Genomic DNA, 17,819 nt, shown 5'->3' with positions numbered 1-17,819 from the left:
CTTGCTATCAAACGGTAAGCGGATACCGCAAAAAGCACTCGAAGTGTGGCGAGGGAGCTTGTTCCCTCGCCACAAGGTCAATCACTGAACAGCATTGTGCGCCTGGCTTTCTTGCCAAGGCGCACGCCGTGTCACCACTCACTCTTCTCCCAAGCGTCATCCCCCATCGGCTGCATCACATCGCGCATCACGCCCAAGACAAAGACTTCCATGGCGAACGCCAGGCCATTGGCCCCGACGACTTCCTTATAGAGCTGCGACTTTTCCAGCCCGTCCTCCTTCAATCGATACAGAACCTGTTGCGTAATCGCCTTCAACGCCTTGGCGGTGGGGTACGCAGCGGTTGCTCCATCCGCTCCCCGCAGCGTGCGTAAAAATTCATGGATCGCCTTCTCCCCCTGCCCTTCCATGGCCAGCAGCAATTGATACAAGTGCTCGAACTCAGGGTCCGGACGCTTGCTGCCAGCCGCTTCCTGGCGGGCGGCCAGCAACCTCGATTCCAGCCTCTCGACCGACGCGCTGGCGCCGTGCTCAACGGGGCTGGAAACGCTCATGGATTCAATCTTCATGGTGGACTTCTCCAGAGGCGGTCTGCGGGGTGTCGACGAAGCCCAAGCACAGATCCTTCAACGCCTGCTGCGAAGCCTGGTCCAGGACACGGACCGATTCCGGCAGATCAGCGATGCTCGCCAACAGCCTTGGCGCCAGCCGTTGTCGGGTCGTTTCAACATCGAACTCCAGCAGTTGATCCGCCAACCGCAGCACATAGCGGTCTTGCCGGTGATATTCGACAATCAGCTCGCCAGCCCAACGCTCGCGCAAGCTGTCGCGCAGTTCATCGCCGCGCGGGCGACAATGCAGCGGCAGCAATACGTGCAGTACCGCGCCCGGGTCGCCCGTTTGCCCGGCCAGCCAATGTTCGAGCATTTCGTCCAGCCATTGCGAACGGCTCAAGGCTTGCGCGAGCAAATCACCCGCAGCCTGTGCAAGGTCGTTGCGCAATTGCAGCGCCAGGTTCTGTGACTTCAGCAAGCCGTCGGCCAGATGCCCGGTTGCCCGCAGGATGCCTTCGGCATAGCCTTGTTGAAACGCTTGTGCATGAACCGCCGCGGCCTCGCGCTGGGCCTGCTCGATGCACTCACGCGCCCGGCGCTGGGCCTCGCGCTGCAAGGCTTGACGGCGGCGGGCGGCGGCGATGTCCTCGCGGGCCAGGCGCACGTCCTCGGACGCCGGCAGGTCACTCAGGGAGCGGATGGAATCGAGCATGCTGCACCGCCAAAAAGAAAAGAACGGGATCAGGTTTCGAGACTGGCCATTGCTGGTGCAAGCGAACCACTGGCGCGGAGAACTGCAACGCCAGGCGTTCGAGCAACATCGGCGGGACCTGCCCTTCCCAGCTCCACAGTGCATTGAGGCCGGCCGCTTCGACCTGTTCCACGGCGACAGGCGAGCCCTCGATTGGCAGGCCGCTTCGCGCGCCGAGGCTGTAGCCGGCGAACCGCCGAACCGACACGGGCAAGCAGCCCAGGGCCGCGCCACGCGCCAGGTCGGGCATCAAGCGATAGGCGCCTATCAACAAGGCGATACAGGGCAATTGGCGCCAATGACGAACCCACTGTTTCACCACGCCGGTCAGCGGCACCGCCGGCCACGGCCCTTGCAGTTCCAGCCCCTCCAGCACTATTCGGTTGAGCTGGCGGCGTGCCGCGTCCCCTTCGAATCCTGCCGGTATCACCAGGCGTTGAGGGTGCAGATAAGCCAAGGGCTCAGCGAAGATCTGCTGTAGATGTTCAAGGTCCGACATCACGCCGCCCTGGGTTTGACTGGAGATAGGCCCAGGCTGCGCCGCCACCGCCGATCACGGCGAACAACCAAGGCCAGCGCGACGGTCCCTGCGGTACGGCCAGCGACGGCGCGACATGCTGGGTCGGCGAACGCTTGGACAGCACCACCGAGATGTTCTCGTACTCCACCGCTGCAAAACTGTTCTTGAGGAAACGCTTGATGTCAGTGATCAGCAATTGCGCTTCGATATCGCGCTCATGCAGCACCAACGCCGAAAGATGGATAGGCGCCGGCTTGCGTCCACCCTCGCCGGCGTCCAGGTCGTAACTGACATGCACCCGTGCGGAAACCACGCCTTCGAGTACCCCCAAGGACTGTTCGATGCGCTGCTCCAATGCCGAATACAAGCGGGCCTTTTCCGCGCGGGGTGAAGCCACCAGGGAGTCGGACGGGAACATCTCGGCGACTTGCAGGCGTGGCCGGGACGGCAAGGAATAGAGGTTGAGCAGATCGACCGCGGCGGAAAAATCCAGCTGATCGATTTTCACCGCGTAGCCGGCTTTGCCGCCGTCGACTTTCACCGCCGCGATGTTGTTGCGTTGCAGCACCGAAAGCACTTCGTTGGCCTGCTGCTGATCCAGCCCTTCCAGCAGACTCGGCTGGCGACACCCCACCAGCGCCAGACAAAACAGCAGCCACAACAGGCCTGGCTTCAACTTCATGACGCACGCAACAAGGTTTCTGCCGTGCCCACCGCTTTGCGCACCAGCACGTTGAGCAAGTTGATGTCGACGTTGTATTGCCCGGTCAACTCCTGCAACTGGGTCAACACTTCAGGGGCGGTGATATCCGGGCGCTGGATCAGCTGGTTGATCGCCGAGACGTCTTGCGCGCTGTCGACGACGGAACCGGCAAACGCTTCGATCAAGCGCGATTCCAAAGAAACGATCGGGCCTTCCTGCGGCCCGCGCAATTCAACGAAGGCTGACCGCGCGACAAGCAACGGGGAAATACTCTGGATGGGCATACTCAGGCACTCATGAAAATGGCCATCGTCACGAGCGATGGCTAGCCAAAAGAGGAAGCGTCAACGAGCCGCCTGGATGATCGCCATGTCGATATCCTTGAAGCCCTTGATCGTGTTGGTCTGGGCGTTGCGAAAGACCGTGTATGAGGAAAACGCGGTTTGGTAGGCCGCTAGTTTTCCAGGGTCCGAGGCATCGAGCTTAAGGTCCTCCAGCGCTTGATCCAGTGCCGCTTTAAGGCCTTGGGCGCCACGCTCGAACGCAGCGGCCTGCTCTCCGAGAAAGTCATCGGGAAATTCGGGAAACACGATCGGGATACCAGCCATACGTCACCTGCTCTGCTTGTTTGAAAAAAGCCAGGACGAAGGACTCGTCTTGACATAGCCCTGGGGGCCGGTTTGAAACGACTTGCCCTTGAGCGCGTCGTCCCTGAGCTCGACAGTGAAATGCACGTAGCGGCCACCCCACTGCCGGTAAAAATCATCGACGTACTGACGAGCGGCGGCCAGCTCGGCATCCTGCAGGTTGCCCTCGACGGCAAACGTTACGCTGTCTTGGTGTTCGACCCGGCTGAAGGCCAGCGAAAGACGCTGCAAACCGCCCTGGGCGAGATCGGCGAGCAGCTTGTCATCCTGCATCTGCACCACGACGTCGCGGGCATAAGGTGCTGCCGCGAGCAACGTATCGAGCAGTTGGGCTTGCTTGCCGGGCGTCAGCAGATTGCGTTGGGTGCTGAGCAGCAGTCGCGGCACCGACGGGTCCTTGAGGTCCAGGAAATGCCAGGCCAGTTGCGGATCGTGGTCGACCAGCACCTGCTCCAGCCGGCGACGCTCCTGGTCGATCATCAGCACCTGGCCGTCCAGGTTGTTGTGGCGGGTCAACACCTGGCGACTCCAACCGGCATCACGCTCGGAAGACACCAAGACGTAGACCGACTGATCACGACCGCGCAACACCTGAACCTGGGCACTGGCGCCATTGATCAGCGCACGGATATCGGCTTCCGGCGCGGGCCCCGGCGTTGACCAAAAGCCAATCGCAACGAACAGCACCACCAGCGCCAGACCGCCAGCGATCCATCGCGTCAACGCGACACGTCCCTTCATGTAATGGGTTGGCTTGGCTGAAGCGCCGGGCCCATGGCCGAGAAGCTCCGGCGCCCATGGCTGGTCATCAGGACGTAAGGCGATGTGCAGGCCGCCGATCTGCACCCTGGCTTGAAAGGCACAGTGGCGCACTTCCACCGAATCACCGAGCAGCCGCAGCGGCAAGCCGTCCGGCGCGGCCTGATCGGCCAGCACCTCGAAATTGCATCCATCTTGTTCCAGAGGAACGAAGATCGCATCCGCCGGAACACTGGCCGACAACGCGCCATCCCCAAGCAACTCCACCGCACCGACCACGAACAAGGTGGAGCCTTGACCAAGCGCGAATTCACAGCCCTGCAACGGACCATTGAGGATCCGCAGGACACAAGGCTGTAGGGTGGGGGCCGTCGGGACTGTCACCGTCCAAACTCCAGGGCAGTCGAATGAGCACTCAGGGTAGAAAGGCCGGCGGCAGGATTCCTGATCGAATTCTGCCGATTGCCCGGGGCAAAGGATCAGAATCCTGCGCCTGCCTGCTTAACGCACCGCTTGCCGAGCCTGGGTGAGCACTCTATAGCGCTGCCAGACTTTGCGCGCATAACGAAGCCGCGCGGCTTGCCGATGGGGTGAGTTACCTGCGTTGTAGGCACCGACCGCCGTCCAGTTGTAGCCATGACGGGCGATAAACTCGGCCAGCACCGACGCACCGACCTCCACCGACAGGCACGGCTCATCCAGCAAGCGTTGCTCGGTAATGCCCCGGGCACGCAATCGAGGTAAATGAATGCTGTTGATCTGCATCAGCCCGATATCGCGGGTGCCGTTGCGGTTGTGGTTGATCGCATCGGGCCGCTGCCCGGATTCGACATCGGCAATCGCTTGCAGCAGTTCCGGTTCGATGGCGTGCAACTGCCCCGCCCTGCTCCAGCACCAGGCGTGCGCCTGGGCCATGCCAAGCCCCAGGCCCAGGCCCAGACACACCGGCCAGCACAACCATTTGCTCCTGCGCCGCTTCATGCCAGGCGCCGCTCGCGGATCCACGTCAGTTGTTCGTGAATGCGCACCCGCATGATCTGCGCCCGCACACAACCCGGGTCATGTTCCAGGCATTGGTCGATCATCTGCGCCGCCAGCTCATTGCGCCGCCAGAACCAGTGATGCCAGGCATGGAAATACAGCACGTCAGCCTGATCGGCCGACAACAGGCAGCGCCGGAACAACACCTGGGCCGCCTGCTCGCAGCCGCGCAAACTGGTGAGCAACGCCAGGCGCGTCAAGGCAGGGATGCTGCCGGGGTCCAACGCCAAGGCCTTGGAAACCGCCGAATGCGCCTCTTCGATGGCCCGCTCCGGGTCACCCAGGCCCATCATCGCCTGTCCCAGCCACACATCCGCCAAACCACACCAGGGCGGCGCATAGCCGGGATCGAGTTTCAAACACTGCCTGAACAGCACCAGGGCATCGCGCAGGCTTTGCGCCGTGTGCTGCTGCACACTGCACAAGCCATTGAGATACGCCACCGCCACCGCATAAGACCCACAGAGCTCACCGACCGGACGCAACCCGGGTACACGCTGCGCCACCAGACACGTCAACGCGCCCAGCGCCTCCCCCGGATCCCAGGCATCCAACGTCTGTCCATGCAGCAGCGCCTGGTCGCGTCCACGAATCAACTCGATCGACCAGTGTTGCAACCCGCCCGCACCGATAAAACGACCGTTCAAGCAATAATCCGCCGACAACCGCCCGGCCAACGAGCGCACATCGCCCGACGCCCCGCAGGCCGCGATCAGCCCCGAGGGAATGACATGCAGCGCCTCACCGAACGCCGCGGTCAGTTGGCGGATCATCAGATCCTGCAGATCCAGCGCCGCGATCTCGTCCAGATTGCGAAAAGGCAAGACCGCCAGCGAAGGCGCCATCACCCTCGCCTGGCTCGGCACGTCGAGCTCGACCACGGAACCGGTAAACCTATAACCCTGGCCGTAAACCGTCGCAATGTAGCCCTTGTTCTCCTTGAACAACTTGCGCAAGGCATAGATACACCGGGTCAACGACTCCTCCGCCGCATCCATCCTTGGCCAGACATGATCAAGCAGATAATCCTTACTCACGACCGTACCCGCCGACGTCAACAACAGGCGCAGCACGTGCAGCTCTTTGGGAGGAACATGAACTCCTTGTCCATCTCGCATCAGCGTTCCATCGCTTTGCAATAGCCAGTGGTCAAAAACGAATGACTTCACCGGCGGTTGATCAGTTGCACTGTCCATACTCAGGGATTTCTCTATAGAAAGTTACTGAAGCGCGATTGAGCCTGTGGTGTGACAGGCTCGGGATGACGAGCTTCGTGACTATAGGAAGATGCGTAGGAGGATTCCGTAGGGTACTGAATGCTATTAACGTAGGAAACAGAGACGAGAACCGTAGGAAGGAACTCAATAAAATCAAGCTAGAACACTTAACCAGACCGGGATGGGCGAATAAACACAGCGATGCACTTAAAAAAGCGCTGCCCACCCGAACAGGTACCCATCAAGGGCTACTCTCCATGTGCCTGCGCACCGAATCGACGACATCCTGCATCGTCCTCCATTCCTCCACTTCAGCTTCGGACAACTCAATACCGAAAGCGTTATTCAGCTCCAAAACAAGCTCGACCAGACTCATGGAATCGATAGACAGGTCTTCGACCAACCGCGAACCACCGCCAATGACCCGACCACGAAGGGGCATACCCACCACCAACGACTTGATGATCGCGTGGATACTTTCAAACCGATCAATTGGATTTTCTGACATTTTTTCTTTCCTAAGAAATCTGGCGGACGTGGAACATGTACACGCCAAGCCAGACTCAATATCGTCGCTGTCGCTAATCCTAGAAATTCAACATCGCCCTCAACATATCCGCAAACTGATTCAAATGCGCCGACAAGGTCTTATTGAAATTGTCATGATACGAATTGGCATTTGAGTACTTCTGCGTCAACGACTGCAGCATGTTTTTCAAGCGTTCCTCCTGGGCGTTGAAGCCGGTTTGCCATTGGTTGTATTTGGCGGTATCCCAGGTCACCGTGCCACTGGACGGCAGGTCTTTTTTCATTAACGTCAGCGGCCCGGTATCGATGACCACGCACCAAGTACCGTCGCCGTTTGGTTTAAGGCAATTAGCAGGCAAGCCCAGTGCTTGACGCCATTTGTCTGCTTCTTCCTCGCTGGCTTCTTCGCCCGGTTTCGGAAACAGAATGGAGGCCGGGTTCGGATGGCTGTAATCGGCGATCAGTTGCGTCAACGCAGCGTGCAGTGCACCCGCGTTCAACCTGACATCTTTACCGTCGTTCGCCCCTTCGACCCAATTTTTCATCATCGCGGTGATTCGGGCATTGAAGGCGGCGAAGAAGTCCGTATAGGCCGAGATGATATGTTCGTAACCGGCGAGGTAGCCGTTCTTGATCAGGTCGATCAGTTCAAGGAGTTTTTCGAAGAAGTCATTCGATGAATTTATCGTTGCATCCAAGGCCTCTGCGATCTCAAGGGGCTTGTGCTCTTCCAAATGTCGTTCGAGGGCGTGGAGGATTTGGTTGTGTTCGTCATCGACCTGCTGGAGTTGGCTTTCGTCCAACAGCCCGGCTTTCAGACTGTGGGTCATCACGGCACAGCACTGGCGCAGCTGCATGGCCAACATTTGCGCTCGGTCACGCTTGGCGTGGATCTGTTCGACAAACTCCGCGATGAACGGCTGCGCTGTCGCCTCGCTGGTCATGCCGTCCATCTGCTTGGCGGTGATTGACGGGCACTTGAGCATTTGGCCGAGGCCGCGATTCATGGCGTTCATGGACCGGTCCAGCAGATGGGTCAGGGAACTGACCGTTTGAACTTCAACGGGTACCTCGAGAGGCGGTGCCGTATCAGTGATGGTCTCCACGTTCGGCAGCAATACGATAGGGGGACGAGTAAATGGCGCGATCTCCATGGGGCTCTTCTCCTCAAGCCGTCAGGGCGCGAATGACATCGCTGCGCCCTTGAAAAAGCTGCATCACCATGTCCATCAGTTTTTGCAAGAGCGCCGCATCGGCCGCGTCTTTCTGGCCGACTTCATCGCTCAGGCTCTTCTGGCTGTTCTGCGCACTTTGCTGCAGCACTTCTTTTTCCCGGGCGGCGTGCTCGGTCAGGCGCACCATGCTCGCCACCACCTGACTCAAGCTCATCGACATGGCGCTGAGCGCGCGGCCGATTTCCAGTTTCTTGTCGATCCCCTTGCTGCCCATCTGGCTCAACCAATCAGAGGTCTCACTGACCTTTTGCGCGTTGAGGATTTGCTTGTCGAACCAGGCTTGATCCTGGGATGACAGGGACGAAGCCTTGGGTTTGAAATCGACCGTTGTCGGGCGACCGAAGTCATCCACGGTCTTGATCTTGTAGGTGGTCTGCGGATTCCACTCGGTACGGTTGCGCTCAAGCTTGAGGTCGCGTTCGATATCGCGAGCGTCCATGGCGTTGCGCTTGTGCAAGTCGATGTCCGCATGCCTCAACTTCTGGCCCTGGAAAGTCTTGAGCAGGGCGAATCCGGAAATGGCTCCGGACACGATTGCCCCAGTGATGGCGCTGTACATCGCCGCCTTGCCGGACTCGACAATCGCCGCGCCTTGGGCCTTGGCCGCATCGGAGGCCATGACGCTGAAATGCCCGCGCAGTTGCGCGTTGGCCACTCGGGCGATGTTCAGCGCGATGATCGCGGCCACCAACACGTTGGCGTGTTTCTCCCATGCACCGGGGTCGAATATCAGGTCGTTGCGCACGTCATCGCTGAGCATCATCAAGGCCTCACCGAAGTCCTCCCAGTCCGATTCGGTGGGTGGGTAGGCGTTGATTTCACTCTCGAGCTCCGCAGCCGAGGGCGCTGCGAAGCCGTCGTGCTTGAGTACTTGCTTGGCGATGCTGTTGTCGGAAATCCGAGCCCCCAAGAGGGACTTGGCCTTGAGATCCTTTGAAAACTGCTCTTGAGCGACCAGCTCGCTCAACCCTGCGTCGTTGGTCAAATCGTGGTCAATGGCAACGGGGGCGATTCTGATTGGAGCGTGAATAGTGGTCATCATGGATACCTGTTGTAGGTGATTTCAAACATGCCGAACCATTTGCAGGCTGACGGAATGGCTGCGTTGCATGTCGGCAAATAGCTGCTCGATCTGGCGGGTTCGTTCGTGCATCGCCTGACCGTAGTGCTCGACCACCTGAGTCAGGTAGGCGCTGATTTCCTCGCTGATTGCCATGCGTACCCGCACATTGGCCAGGTGCACGGCAGCCTGGGCCTGGTGTTGGCCGCTTTTGATTTGCAGCCCGCCTTGTACCGCGACATTGCCGAACTCGGTGACGGCCTGGGCGATCTCCAGGTTGGCGGCATAACGGGCCAGGGATACCGCATCGGCACCATTGGTGATGAACCCGCGCAACTGCGTGAGTAGCTGGGTCAGCGAGTTGCCCACTGACGTTGCCATCTGCTTCATGGCTTGCATCGCGACAGGCGCGGCCTGGGCGGCCACCGATGCCAGTTTCGAGGCGACGGCGCTGATCATCGGCCCGATCACCTGCGCTCCGACCACGGCCACCAGCGCGACGGCGGCCAGCGTCGAAACGACGCCCTGGATCATGCCGGCGATCTGCCCGATTTCCTTGGCCTTGTCTTCATCGACGCCCAGGTCTATCAGCATTTGGGTGTACATCTCGGAGAACCGCTTGATGGCTTCCTGCATGACGAAGGTCAGCGGTTTCATCGCTTCGGCCATGAACGACTTGCCGGTTTTTTCCTCGACCACCGCATCGGCAATCATCACCCCCGCGCCAATCACACCCACCACAATCAGCACCGGGTTGGCGGTCAACACCCCGGCAACAATGGTTGCCGCGCTCAAGATCGCCCCGACGATCTTGCCGATGCAGCCCATGGTTTTCTGCAATGCCTCGGCCTTGCGGACTTCTTCCAGGTATTTATCCGACTCCCGCTTCATGTGTTCCTGAAGCTTGACCTGCAACGCTTGGAACAACTCCTGGCTGAGTTCCTCTTTGTTCTGCGCCGCCTCGCCGAGCAGTTCGATGATCTTCAAGCGATTGAGCAACGCCAGGGCACTGCTGCTGAGGGCTTTTTCATCGGTGTCCTTGAGGGCGGGGCCGCTGGTGCCGGACACCACCAGCACCTTCGCGACCACCTCGCTCAGGGTTTTGGCAAAGGCATTGGCGATCTCGATCAGCTTCAGATGAGCGTCGACTGCCACATTGAAGGCTTGGGTATGGCTCGCCAGTTCGCCTTTGAGCTGATCGCGACGGGCCAGCTCCTGGGCGTATTCCGGCGATTCAGGGTCCAACTGCGCCAGGCGCGCTTCGCTTTCTTCCAGCAAGCCCTGGACCTGCAGGACTCTCTCTCGCAACTGTTCGAGGTGTCCCTGGCTGCTGCCGACCTGGCCCTCGGCAGCCTCCAAGGCCTGGACGGCTGCGGCGTATTCAGCCGAGAGGTTGGCATAGCCCTGCTGCTTGGCACCGGCCATGCTCTGCAACATCGCCAAGCGGTTGCTCAGTTTCTTGACGTCGACCTCGCCGATCAGCTCACTGATCATCGCCATCAACAGTGTGAACAGGTCACCGTTGGTTTCCTGTTTGTTGCCATCGGCGCGCAGCGCTGGCGCATGCAGCGCGGGCCGACCGGTAGCGGCGGCGGACGGGCCATTTTGACCTTCGTATTTCACCGACATCAGGTCCGCCAGGGCTTGCTTGCCGGCCGCCTGAAAATCGGCGGTCCTGGCGGCCTTGCTGGCCGCCGCACCATATTTTTCAAAGGCTTCGCTGCGACTCATCCGCCCCTGGAATGCGGGGCTTGGGGTGCTTCTGATTTCACTCATGTTCAGTCCTCCGAACATTGCTGTTCCATGTGGGCCAAGGTGTCGAGATACACCTTGGCCTGCTCTCGCAGATCGTCTTGCGTGGCTTGCTCAAGCACGTATTCGAAACACAACCGGGCCTTGCCGATCTTGCCCAGGGCCAGATGGCACTGGCCGGTGTACAACATCGGTCGGTAGTCGTTGTTGCCTTGGGCAAAAGCGATCGCATACAGGTCGATGGCCTTCTGGTGGTTTTGCTTGAGCTGGTGCACCGCAGCCAGTCCCATCCAGTAATGGCTGTTGTAGAAGTCGTAGATGCACAGGAAGTGAAAGAACTTCTCGGCATCGTCCAGTCGCCCCTGTTCGTAGAACTGGAAGGCGAAGGCATAGAGACTGTCCATGTGCTCGTCACTGAGGCCTTGCACATCCTTCAACGCCGCGCCACCGAGCACCGCGTCGACGACGTCCTGGGCTACCTGCTCGTCTTGTTTGTTGTCGCGACTCATCAGCCACACTCCCTGAAAAAAAGTCAGCGTCGCTGACCGGTGCCATTGAGCCAAAACGTCGGGAGGCCCGCTGCCAAATTGCGCTCATGCCGTTGTTGAAACGCGCAAGAACCTCCTGCCTGGCGAGAATGCTTTTGTGGCTAGGGGATTTCTGTGGGAGCAAGGCTTGCCCGCGATGAGGACCGCGCGGTCTCAGGGGAAACGAGGCGCCTGCATCGCGGGCAAGCCTTGCTCCCACAGCCCCTCCTTGCCACCAGGGTTGGGCTGGGCCTCAAGCCTGTTCAACCTGCTCCAGCCAGATCAACAACCGCAGCACTTCCTCGATCTCCTGCACCTGCAGAAAGCTGTAGCGCTGGTGGGTCTTGAAAATCCGCCGGGCCAGTGCGACGTCGTTGATCACCGGCACCCCGACCTCCTTGGCATACGCCCGTACGGCCAGTGCGCGCTGGTTGGTTTCCATCAGGGAGATGAACGGCAGCAGGGTGATTTCCGGGCGGAAATACACGCCGATGGCAATGTGGGTGGGGTTGGCGATGATCATGCGTGAGCTGCGCACATCGGACTTGACCTGCTCCGACAGCAGCTCCATGTGCAGGTCACGGCGGCGGCCCTTGATCTGCGGGTTGCCGTCCTGCTCCTTGTGTTCGCGCTTGACCGAATCCTTGTCCATCATCTGGTCTTTCATGAACAACCAGTATTCGCTGAGGGCATCGAGCACGACGATCAGCAGGATACAGGCCAGAAATGCCAGCACCAGCACCAGCAACAAGTGTCCCCAGATCGCGAACAGGTCCGGCGCCTGGGCGAACAGTTGGGCGAATAGCAATTGCCGCTGGGTGACCCAGACGAGCCACAGCGCCATGGCGAAACTGCCCAGGTACAACAGCGCCTTGAAGGTGTCCTTGACGGTGCGCAGGCTGAACAGTTTCTTGAAGCCATTGATCGGGTTCAGCGCACCGAGGTTCAGCTTCAATGCTTCGCTGGCCAGGGCAAAACCGCTTTGCAGCAGGGCCGGCAAGGCACTGGTCAGCACACACACCAGCAACAACGGCAGCAACGCCTTGAGACCGAGCTGCACCAGCATCGCCGAGTAGGCTTGCAGATCCGCGTCAAAGTCGCTGGCGATGATGCGCCGGTAAACCTCCATGATCTCACCCAGCGAGCTGTTGAAAACCATGTAGCTGATGCCGCACAAGGTCAGACAGGTGATGACCAGGTCCTTGGCCTTGAACGTCTGGCCTTTGCGCGCGGCATCCCGGAGACGCTTGGCAGTGGGCTTTTCAGTTTTCGAGGCGCTGGACGACATGCCCGCCCTCCCCGCCACCCAGATACCGGGCCAACCCATCGGACATCATGCCCATGCGCAGGACTTCATCCGGCAGATGCACGCCGAAATACAACATCAACACCACCAGCGCCACCAGGCTCTTGACCGTCAGCGACACCGAGAAGGCGTTCATTTGCGGCGCATACCGCGAGAGCAAACCGAGCAATGCTTCGCTGACCAGCAAGGTAGCGACCACCGGTGCGCTGATCACCAGGGTCTTGCTCACCAACCCATCGAGCAAACCATAGAGGGCCGGCAGGTGCATCTGGCAGTCGTTCGCCGGCGTGCAAATGCGATAACTGTGACCGACGGTTTCGAGCATCAGCAACATGCCGCCACCTTCGAGGTACACCGCCGCCGCAAACAGCTGGAGAAAATTCGCCAACTCCGAGGTATCGACACCGTTGGCCGGGTCCACCGTGCTGCTGAGCATGGCCCCGCGCTGGTTGTCGATCAGGTTGCCCATCGCGTGAAGCACCCAGAACGGCCAACACAGCAGCACCCCCAGCAACACGCCGATACCCGCCTCGCGCAACACCAGGCCAAGAAAGGCCACGCTGTCGAGGGCCGGCGCGGGCACGCCAACGTAGCGCCAGAACCCCAGCGCGACCAAGACGATCACCGCTTGGCGCGCCACGCCGGTCAGCACACCGCTGTTGAGAAACGGCAACATGAAGAAAATCGGCGCCAGGCGCGCCACGCCCAACAGCGCTGCAGCGAACCAGGCGTACAGCTCGAAGAACAACGTCACCGACATCGCCTAACCCAACGCCAGGCGAATGACTTCACGACTGAAATCCAGCAGGGTTTCGCCGTACCAGCCCGAGAGCAAAAACAGGCACGCGGCGACCGCCACCAGCTTGAAGCCGAATGGCAAAGTCTGCTCCTGCAACTGGGTCACGGTCTGGATCAAGCCGACCACCAGGCCGACCACGGTGGCGACAATGATCGGCCAGGCCACCATCAGCAGGATCAGGTACAGGGTCTTGTTACCGGCATAGACCAGTTCATTCATGGGCGTGGGCCTATGCCAGCAAAGTCAGGTATTGCTTGACCAGCCCGGTGGACAGCAGTGCCCAGCCGTCGAGGGCGACAAACAGAACCAGTTTGATCGGCACCGAAATGATCACCGGGCTCATCATCATCATGCCCAGCGCCAGCAGGATGCTGGAGATCACCAGGTCGACGATCACGAAGGGCAGGTACAGGTAGAAACCGATCCTGAAGGCGCTCTTGATTTCGCTCAGGGCATAGGCCGGCAGCAGCGAAAACAACGACGGCGCCAGTTCTTCATCGGCGGGCCAGTCGGCGTCGGTTTCATCCTGGACCACCTGGGCCCGTTCGAAAAACAGCGCCAGCTCCGGGTCGGTGTACTTGCGCAGGTAGTCCTTGTAGCTGCCCAGGCCGTTCTCGGCGAAATTCACCACCGACTCGATGTCGGTGAAGGCCACCGCCTCGCGCTTGTAGTAGTCATGGCCCTGTTTCATGACCGGCGTCATGACGAAAATCGCCAGCATCAGCGCAATCGCATTGAGCGCCATGTTCGACGGCACTTGTTGCAGGCCCAAGGCGTTGCGCACGATGACGAAGACGATGGAGAACTTGAGGTAGCAGGTGCCCGCCGCCACCAGGAACGGCAACAGCGAAGCGAATGCCAGCAGCGCGATCAGCGAGACGTCATTCATCGCCGTCGTTCCGATAGACCTTCAGCAGCTCGACGCCCAACTGGTCGTCCAGCTGCACCAACTCTCCCAGGGCAATCGGCTTGCCGTTGGCGCGAACCTCAATGTGTCGCACGGCGTTCTCAGCCAACGGGATCAGTTGCCCGGCGATGATGTGCGACAACGTCGCCAGGTCGGTGTCGTGGGTCGCGAGCAGGAACTCCAGGCGTACCGGGAGCGCACTGAAATCGATGTCCACGTCAGGTTCGGGCGTGTTCTCTGGATGGGCATCGGCCACGGTCGATTGCATGTGTAAACCCTCTTCGCTAAAGGTAAAAACGCCAAGGCAGCGGCCCGCCAGAAAACAGCGTTGAGCCCGCTGGGTGATGCGCAGCACATCGCCTTCACCCAGGCGCATTCGACTGGCAAGACTCAGGTGGCTGACGCCGAGCATCAGCGCCAGGCGCACCGGCAAGTCCCTCAGCCATGAGTCGGCACCCAACGGAGCACGCACGGCGGTGCGGGACGGCAATTGGGTCAACCACACGCGCCCTCGCGGTGTGTCGAGCCACGGCAAGTCGTGCGTTGGCAATCGCGTCGGGGCCACGCATTCGACGTCCGTCAGCGTGCGGTAACGCAACTCCTCCACCTCCAGCAACAAGGGCCGTGGCACCGCCTGGAACAGTTCGACGATGCTCGGCAACGGGCATTCGAGCACCAGCAACGATTGCAAGGTCGGGAGCGTGTGATGCAGCCAGTCGCGGGCGAGGATCAGCCCCCGCCAATCCGCGCCATCAGCCGCTGCGCAAAAACCCAGGTAGCCGGAGCGCACCGGCACCTTGCCCAACCCCGCGTCCCGACCGGTGCGCCGCCAGCGTTGAATCGCCTGCGCGCGGGCATGGGCGACAGAATCGATCCGACGGAGCCGCAATGCGCTCACGCTTCAAACCCGGACTGTTCATCCTGATCTTCATCCGGCTGCTGCTGTGAACCCTGGCGCTGCTGCTCGCCACCACTATCAGCCAACCGCCAGGCAGGTTCCCGGGCCAGTTCGAAAGGCGCCTTGAGTTGCTCGAACACCTGGGCATTGCTGGGGCTGAGCGTCAGTTGCCGAGTGGGTTCCTCGGGCAACCGACTGATCGTTACTTGGCCGCTGGCCGCCCCTCTGTTGAAAGGCACTTGCAGCAAGCCCCGGTCGGCACCCGACAAGGGCTCGACCATGACCTCGGGCGTTGGCAGCGCTACCGATGTCGCCGCTGGCGGGATCGATACAGGGGCAACCGCAGGCGCATGGCGCATGCTGTGAAGGCTCTGCGGCGCTTGGGGCAATGGCTCATCGAAGCCCGATATCGAGCGCGCATCGGCAGCGGTGAAAGGATCGAGCGCCATCGGCTCGACCGACGCTGGGGATGTCGGCGCCGCCAGGTGATCGCGGGTGGAAGCACCCGGCTCCAGGCGTTGGGGCAACGCCTGTTGCATCGCTTTATTGAACAGCAGATCGGCGTGTGGAAAAGGCATCGCATTGCGGGCTGCCGGTCGTGCTCTATCAGGTTCCAGGTCCGTCGTTATCGGGACAATCGATCGTGCTTCATCGTGATCGACATCCACCGCCGCCTGGGCCATGTTCATCGAATGCCCCGTCACTGCCCGGGCGTTCTCCATCGTCGGTTGTCGCTGCCGAATCAGCGCAACCACAAGATCCAGCACGCCTTGCGGCAGCTCATCCTCTTGCACTGGGACGAGCGGGTCTTGCAGCTCGTCGATTGGGCCTTCATCGACGGGGTCCAGGGTTTGCACCGGTCGAGCAGGCACCACAGATATTTCTTTCATCGCCGAACCCCAATCGTCTCTTCCAACTCTCGTTCTTCCCGGCGCACCGCCTCGAGCCGTTGCGCACGCAACAATTGCTGGACTGAACGCACGTACTTGTCATGCTTGCGCTGGAGCAAGCGCAGGTGTTCATGCTGCTCCTGCAACTGCTGCTCGACCTGCCGGCACTGCTGCTCCAAGCGGCCGCGCTCGACACGCAGCAGATCGATCCGCCGCCGGATCACCGCCTGGGTGCGCAACAGCGCCAATAGCTGCCCGTGATCCAGCACACAGTCATTGGCCCGATGACTGGTCAACAAGCGTTGCAGCGCGGCCTCCTGTTCCTCGAAGCCAGCGCGCTCGGCAAGCAGCGGCTGCAACTGGCGCTGGACCCGCAGCACGGCCTGTTCGCCGCGTTGCCGGCGGAACTGACTGAAGGCCAACAGGCGCCGCTGGTCAGGCAATGATTTCATGCAGGCTCCGCAAGGTTTCGTCCGGCGCGCAACACTCGCCCGTTGGCTGGCGCAACCACTGACTGAGGGCTTCGCGACGCTGCATGGCGTGGTCATTGGCCGCGTCCGCGCCCGGGCTGTACTCGCCCATGTCGAGAAAGACCTGCAGTTGCTCAAGACGCGCCAGGGTTTCCCGGGTCGACGCAGCCAGTTGCTGGACCTGCGGCGTAGTGACTTGCGTCGCCACGCGGCTAACGCTGCGCAACACATCGATGGCCGGATAATGCCCTCTGGCCGCCAGGGCGCGACTGAGGTAGACGTGGCCGTCGAGAATCGAGCGGATTTCCTCGGCAATCGGGTCCGGTTCATCGTCACTTTCCAACAGCACCGTGTACCAGGCGGTAATGCTGCCGCTCGCCGTCACGCCGGGGCGCTCCAGCAAGCGCGGCAAGGCATCGAACACCGAGGCCGGATAACCGCGCCGCGCCGGCGCTTCACCGGCCGCCAAGGCCAGGTCGCGGCGAGCGCGGGCGTAGCGGGTCAACGAGTCCAGCAGCAACACCACGCGCTTTCCCTGGTCGCGGAAATACTCGGCGATAGCCGTGGCTTGCAGCGCCGAGTTGCAGCGGTCCACCGAGGAAAAATCCGAAGTGGCGTACACCACCACACACCGGGCGCACTTGGGCGACTGGCGCAAATGCTCGATGAACTCGGTCACTTCACGGCCGCGCTCGCCAATCAGGCCAATCACGAACACATCCGCGTCCGTGTGTTCGATCAGCATATTGATCAAGGTGGTCTTGCCGGACCCGGCGGCGGCAAAAATGCCGATGCGCTGGCCGACACCGCAGGTCAGCAAGCCGTCGATCACGCGAATGCCGGTGCTCAAGGGTTCCGCCACCGGGCGCCGTTGCTGGTACGTCGGCGGGTCGGCGTCCACTGGACGGTCCTGTTGCGCCACCGCCGTCGACGGTGCCAGGCGCTCGACAACCGTGCCCTGGGGATCCACCACACTGCCGAGCAAGGCATCACTACAAGTCATCTGCAGGATCGCGCCCGTGGGCACGATCATCGATTCCCGGGACAAGCCTTTTGCATCGCCCAGCAAACTGAGCAGGACCGCGCCGGGTTTGAAACCGATCACCTGCGCCCGTGCCGTGACCTCGGGCAAACGCCAATGCCGGCGCACGTCACAGACTTCGCCGATCACCACCCCGTCCAGCGCCGCTTCGATCAAGGGCCCGCTCAAACGCAAGGGATGGGCGGCCTGCTTTTCCAGTCGCAGGTTCATCGC

Annotated in this window: 22 protein-coding genes; all 22 read right to left on the bottom strand. The window is 60.9% G+C overall.

The annotated features are described in order from the left end of the window. Positions 1-131: 131 nt before the first annotated feature. Positions 132-569: a hypothetical protein gene (locus tag DTP52_RS01510; RefSeq protein ID WP_178082446.1), complete on the bottom strand. Its 438-nt coding sequence runs from the start codon at positions 567-569 to the stop codon at positions 132-134. Then, positions 559-1,266: an oxygen-regulated invasion protein gene (locus DTP52_RS01505; protein WP_025569710.1), complete on the bottom strand. Its 708-nt coding sequence runs from the start codon at positions 1,264-1,266 to the stop codon at positions 559-561. The genes DTP52_RS01510 and DTP52_RS01505 overlap by 11 nt, the downstream gene beginning before the upstream one ends. Continuing rightward, positions 1,238-1,804 (bottom strand): secretion system protein, encoded by a 567-nt coding sequence (locus tag DTP52_RS01500; RefSeq protein ID WP_109751533.1) that lies wholly within the window; start codon positions 1,802-1,804, stop codon positions 1,238-1,240. The genes DTP52_RS01505 and DTP52_RS01500 overlap by 29 nt, the downstream gene beginning before the upstream one ends. Continuing rightward, the gene (locus DTP52_RS01495) at positions 1,791-2,501 is read right to left on the bottom strand and encodes an EscJ/YscJ/HrcJ family type III secretion inner membrane ring protein (RefSeq protein WP_178082455.1); all 711 of its coding nucleotides are present in this window, start codon (positions 2,499-2,501) and stop codon (positions 1,791-1,793) included. The genes DTP52_RS01500 and DTP52_RS01495 overlap by 14 nt, the downstream gene beginning before the upstream one ends. Before the next feature lie 2 nt (positions 2,502-2,503). After that, positions 2,504-2,812 (bottom strand): type III secretion system inner rod subunit SctI, encoded by a 309-nt coding sequence (gene sctI, locus DTP52_RS01490; RefSeq protein ID WP_025569742.1) that lies wholly within the window; start codon positions 2,810-2,812, stop codon positions 2,504-2,506. Between the two features lie 60 nt (positions 2,813-2,872). Continuing rightward, positions 2,873-3,136 (bottom strand): type III secretion system needle filament subunit SctF, encoded by a 264-nt coding sequence (gene sctF, locus DTP52_RS01485; RefSeq protein WP_025569740.1) that lies wholly within the window; start codon positions 3,134-3,136, stop codon positions 2,873-2,875. Between the two features lie 3 nt (positions 3,137-3,139). After that, positions 3,140-4,318 carry a PrgH/EprH family type III secretion apparatus protein gene (locus DTP52_RS01480; protein WP_109751531.1) on the bottom strand — a complete coding sequence of 393 codons (1,179 nt, stop codon included), beginning with the start codon at positions 4,316-4,318 and terminating at the stop codon, positions 3,140-3,142. 117 nt (positions 4,319-4,435) lie between these two features. Beyond that, positions 4,436-4,915, bottom strand: coding sequence for a transglycosylase SLT domain-containing protein (locus DTP52_RS01475; RefSeq protein WP_025569737.1), 480 nt, complete (start codon positions 4,913-4,915; stop codon positions 4,436-4,438). Further along, positions 4,912-6,171 carry a winged helix-turn-helix domain-containing protein gene (locus DTP52_RS01470; RefSeq protein WP_178082445.1) on the bottom strand — a complete coding sequence of 420 codons (1,260 nt, stop codon included), beginning with the start codon at positions 6,169-6,171 and terminating at the stop codon, positions 4,912-4,914. Before DTP52_RS01470 ends, DTP52_RS01475 begins: the two co-directional genes overlap by 4 nt. Positions 6,172-6,433: 262 nt before the next feature. Beyond that, positions 6,434-6,700 carry a phosphopantetheine-binding protein gene (locus tag DTP52_RS01465; protein ID WP_109751529.1) on the bottom strand — a complete coding sequence of 89 codons (267 nt, stop codon included), beginning with the start codon at positions 6,698-6,700 and terminating at the stop codon, positions 6,434-6,436. A gap of 79 nt (positions 6,701-6,779) precedes the next feature. After that, positions 6,780-7,874 carry an IpaD/SipD/SspD family type III secretion system needle tip protein gene (locus tag DTP52_RS01460; protein WP_109751528.1) on the bottom strand — a complete coding sequence of 365 codons (1,095 nt, stop codon included), beginning with the start codon at positions 7,872-7,874 and terminating at the stop codon, positions 6,780-6,782. 13 nt (positions 7,875-7,887) lie between these two features. Beyond that, entirely contained in the window at positions 7,888-8,994 is a 1,107-nt protein-coding gene (locus tag DTP52_RS01455; protein ID WP_109751527.1) for a cell invasion protein, read from the bottom strand. Between the two features lie 24 nt (positions 8,995-9,018). Next, positions 9,019-10,791, bottom strand: coding sequence for a type III secretion system translocon subunit SctE (gene sctE / locus DTP52_RS01450; protein ID WP_109751836.1), 1,773 nt, complete (start codon positions 10,789-10,791; stop codon positions 9,019-9,021). A 2-nt stretch (positions 10,792-10,793) separates the two neighbouring features. Continuing rightward, positions 10,794-11,276, bottom strand: a complete 483-nt coding sequence (sicA, locus tag DTP52_RS01445) for a type III secretion system translocator chaperone SicA (RefSeq protein WP_109751526.1) — start codon at positions 11,274-11,276, stop codon at positions 10,794-10,796. Positions 11,277-11,547: 271 nt separating this feature from the next. Further along, a complete protein-coding gene (locus DTP52_RS01440) occupies positions 11,548-12,582 on the bottom strand; it encodes an EscU/YscU/HrcU family type III secretion system export apparatus switch protein (RefSeq protein ID WP_109751525.1) in 1,035 nt (344 codons plus the stop codon). Further along, positions 12,557-13,360 (bottom strand): type III secretion system export apparatus subunit SctT, encoded by an 804-nt coding sequence (sctT, locus tag DTP52_RS01435; protein ID WP_109751524.1) that lies wholly within the window; start codon positions 13,358-13,360, stop codon positions 12,557-12,559. The genes DTP52_RS01440 and sctT overlap by 26 nt, the downstream gene beginning before the upstream one ends. A gap of 3 nt (positions 13,361-13,363) precedes the next feature. Beyond that, positions 13,364-13,618 carry an EscS/YscS/HrcS family type III secretion system export apparatus protein gene (locus tag DTP52_RS01430; RefSeq protein WP_109751523.1) on the bottom strand — a complete coding sequence of 85 codons (255 nt, stop codon included), beginning with the start codon at positions 13,616-13,618 and terminating at the stop codon, positions 13,364-13,366. A 10-nt stretch (positions 13,619-13,628) separates the two neighbouring features. Continuing rightward, positions 13,629-14,288, bottom strand: coding sequence for an EscR/YscR/HrcR family type III secretion system export apparatus protein (locus DTP52_RS01425; protein ID WP_109751522.1), 660 nt, complete (start codon positions 14,286-14,288; stop codon positions 13,629-13,631). Beyond that, the gene (locus tag DTP52_RS01420; protein WP_109751521.1) at positions 14,281-15,204 is read right to left on the bottom strand and encodes a FliM/FliN family flagellar motor switch protein; all 924 of its coding nucleotides are present in this window, start codon (positions 15,202-15,204) and stop codon (positions 14,281-14,283) included. Before DTP52_RS01420 ends, DTP52_RS01425 begins: the two co-directional genes overlap by 8 nt. After that, the gene (locus tag DTP52_RS01415) at positions 15,201-16,094 is read right to left on the bottom strand and encodes a type III secretion effector protein (RefSeq protein ID WP_109751520.1); all 894 of its coding nucleotides are present in this window, start codon (positions 16,092-16,094) and stop codon (positions 15,201-15,203) included. The genes DTP52_RS01420 and DTP52_RS01415 overlap by 4 nt, the downstream gene beginning before the upstream one ends. Continuing rightward, positions 16,091-16,546, bottom strand: coding sequence for a type III secretion protein (locus DTP52_RS01410; RefSeq protein WP_109751519.1), 456 nt, complete (start codon positions 16,544-16,546; stop codon positions 16,091-16,093). The genes DTP52_RS01415 and DTP52_RS01410 overlap by 4 nt, the downstream gene beginning before the upstream one ends. Continuing rightward, positions 16,530-17,816, bottom strand: coding sequence for a type III secretion system ATPase SctN (sctN, locus tag DTP52_RS01405; RefSeq protein WP_109751518.1), 1,287 nt, complete (start codon positions 17,814-17,816; stop codon positions 16,530-16,532). Before sctN ends, DTP52_RS01410 begins: the two co-directional genes overlap by 17 nt. Positions 17,817-17,819: the final 3 nt, after the last annotated feature.

This window comes from Pseudomonas sp. 43mfcvi1.1 (assembly GCF_900115935.1).
In the GTDB taxonomy this organism is placed as follows: Bacteria; Pseudomonadota; Gammaproteobacteria; order Pseudomonadales; family Pseudomonadaceae; genus Aquipseudomonas; species Aquipseudomonas bijieensis.
The sequence above is the reverse complement of the archived record's forward strand: the minus strand, read 5'-3'. Positions and strand labels throughout refer to the sequence as shown.

What these genes read in the sequence shown, in the direction of transcription:
- DTP52_RS01510 (WP_178082446.1), bottom strand. Translation starts at nt 569, where the DNA reads ATGAAGATTGAATCCATGAGCGTTTCCAGCCCCGTTGAGCACGGCGCC.
- DTP52_RS01505 (WP_025569710.1), bottom strand. Translation starts at nt 1,266, where the DNA reads ATGCTCGATTCCATCCGCTCCCTGAGTGACCTGCCGGCGTCCGAGGAC.
- DTP52_RS01500 (WP_109751533.1), bottom strand. Translation starts at nt 1,804, where the DNA reads ATGTCGGACCTTGAACATCTACAGCAGATCTTCGCTGAGCCCTTGGCT.
- sctI (WP_025569742.1), bottom strand. Translation starts at nt 2,812, where the DNA reads ATGCCCATCCAGAGTATTTCCCCGTTGCTTGTCGCGCGGTCAGCCTTC.
- sctF (WP_025569740.1), bottom strand. Translation starts at nt 3,136, where the DNA reads ATGGCTGGTATCCCGATCGTGTTTCCCGAATTTCCCGATGACTTTCTC.
- DTP52_RS01475 (WP_025569737.1), bottom strand. Translation starts at nt 4,915, where the DNA reads ATGAAGCGGCGCAGGAGCAAATGGTTGTGCTGGCCGGTGTGTCTGGGC.
- DTP52_RS01470 (WP_178082445.1), bottom strand. Translation starts at nt 6,171, where the DNA reads ATGGACAGTGCAACTGATCAACCGCCGGTGAAGTCATTCGTTTTTGAC.
- DTP52_RS01465 (WP_109751529.1), bottom strand. Translation starts at nt 6,700, where the DNA reads ATGTCAGAAAATCCAATTGATCGGTTTGAAAGTATCCACGCGATCATC.
- DTP52_RS01460 (WP_109751528.1), bottom strand. Translation starts at nt 7,874, where the DNA reads ATGGAGATCGCGCCATTTACTCGTCCCCCTATCGTATTGCTGCCGAAC.
- DTP52_RS01455 (WP_109751527.1), bottom strand. Translation starts at nt 8,994, where the DNA reads ATGACCACTATTCACGCTCCAATCAGAATCGCCCCCGTTGCCATTGAC.
- sctE (WP_109751836.1), bottom strand. Translation starts at nt 10,791, where the DNA reads ATGAGTGAAATCAGAAGCACCCCAAGCCCCGCATTCCAGGGGCGGATG.
- sicA (WP_109751526.1), bottom strand. Translation starts at nt 11,276, where the DNA reads ATGAGTCGCGACAACAAACAAGACGAGCAGGTAGCCCAGGACGTCGTC.
- DTP52_RS01440 (WP_109751525.1), bottom strand. Translation starts at nt 12,582, where the DNA reads ATGTCGTCCAGCGCCTCGAAAACTGAAAAGCCCACTGCCAAGCGTCTC.
- sctT (WP_109751524.1), bottom strand. Translation starts at nt 13,360, where the DNA reads ATGTCGGTGACGTTGTTCTTCGAGCTGTACGCCTGGTTCGCTGCAGCG.
- DTP52_RS01430 (WP_109751523.1), bottom strand. Translation starts at nt 13,618, where the DNA reads ATGAATGAACTGGTCTATGCCGGTAACAAGACCCTGTACCTGATCCTG.
- DTP52_RS01425 (WP_109751522.1), bottom strand. Translation starts at nt 14,288, where the DNA reads ATGAATGACGTCTCGCTGATCGCGCTGCTGGCATTCGCTTCGCTGTTG.
- DTP52_RS01415 (WP_109751520.1), bottom strand. Translation starts at nt 16,094, where the DNA reads ATGAAAGAAATATCTGTGGTGCCTGCTCGACCGGTGCAAACCCTGGAC.
- DTP52_RS01410 (WP_109751519.1), bottom strand. Translation starts at nt 16,546, where the DNA reads ATGAAATCATTGCCTGACCAGCGGCGCCTGTTGGCCTTCAGTCAGTTC.
- sctN (WP_109751518.1), bottom strand. Translation starts at nt 17,816, where the DNA reads ATGAACCTGCGACTGGAAAAGCAGGCCGCCCATCCCTTGCGTTTGAGC.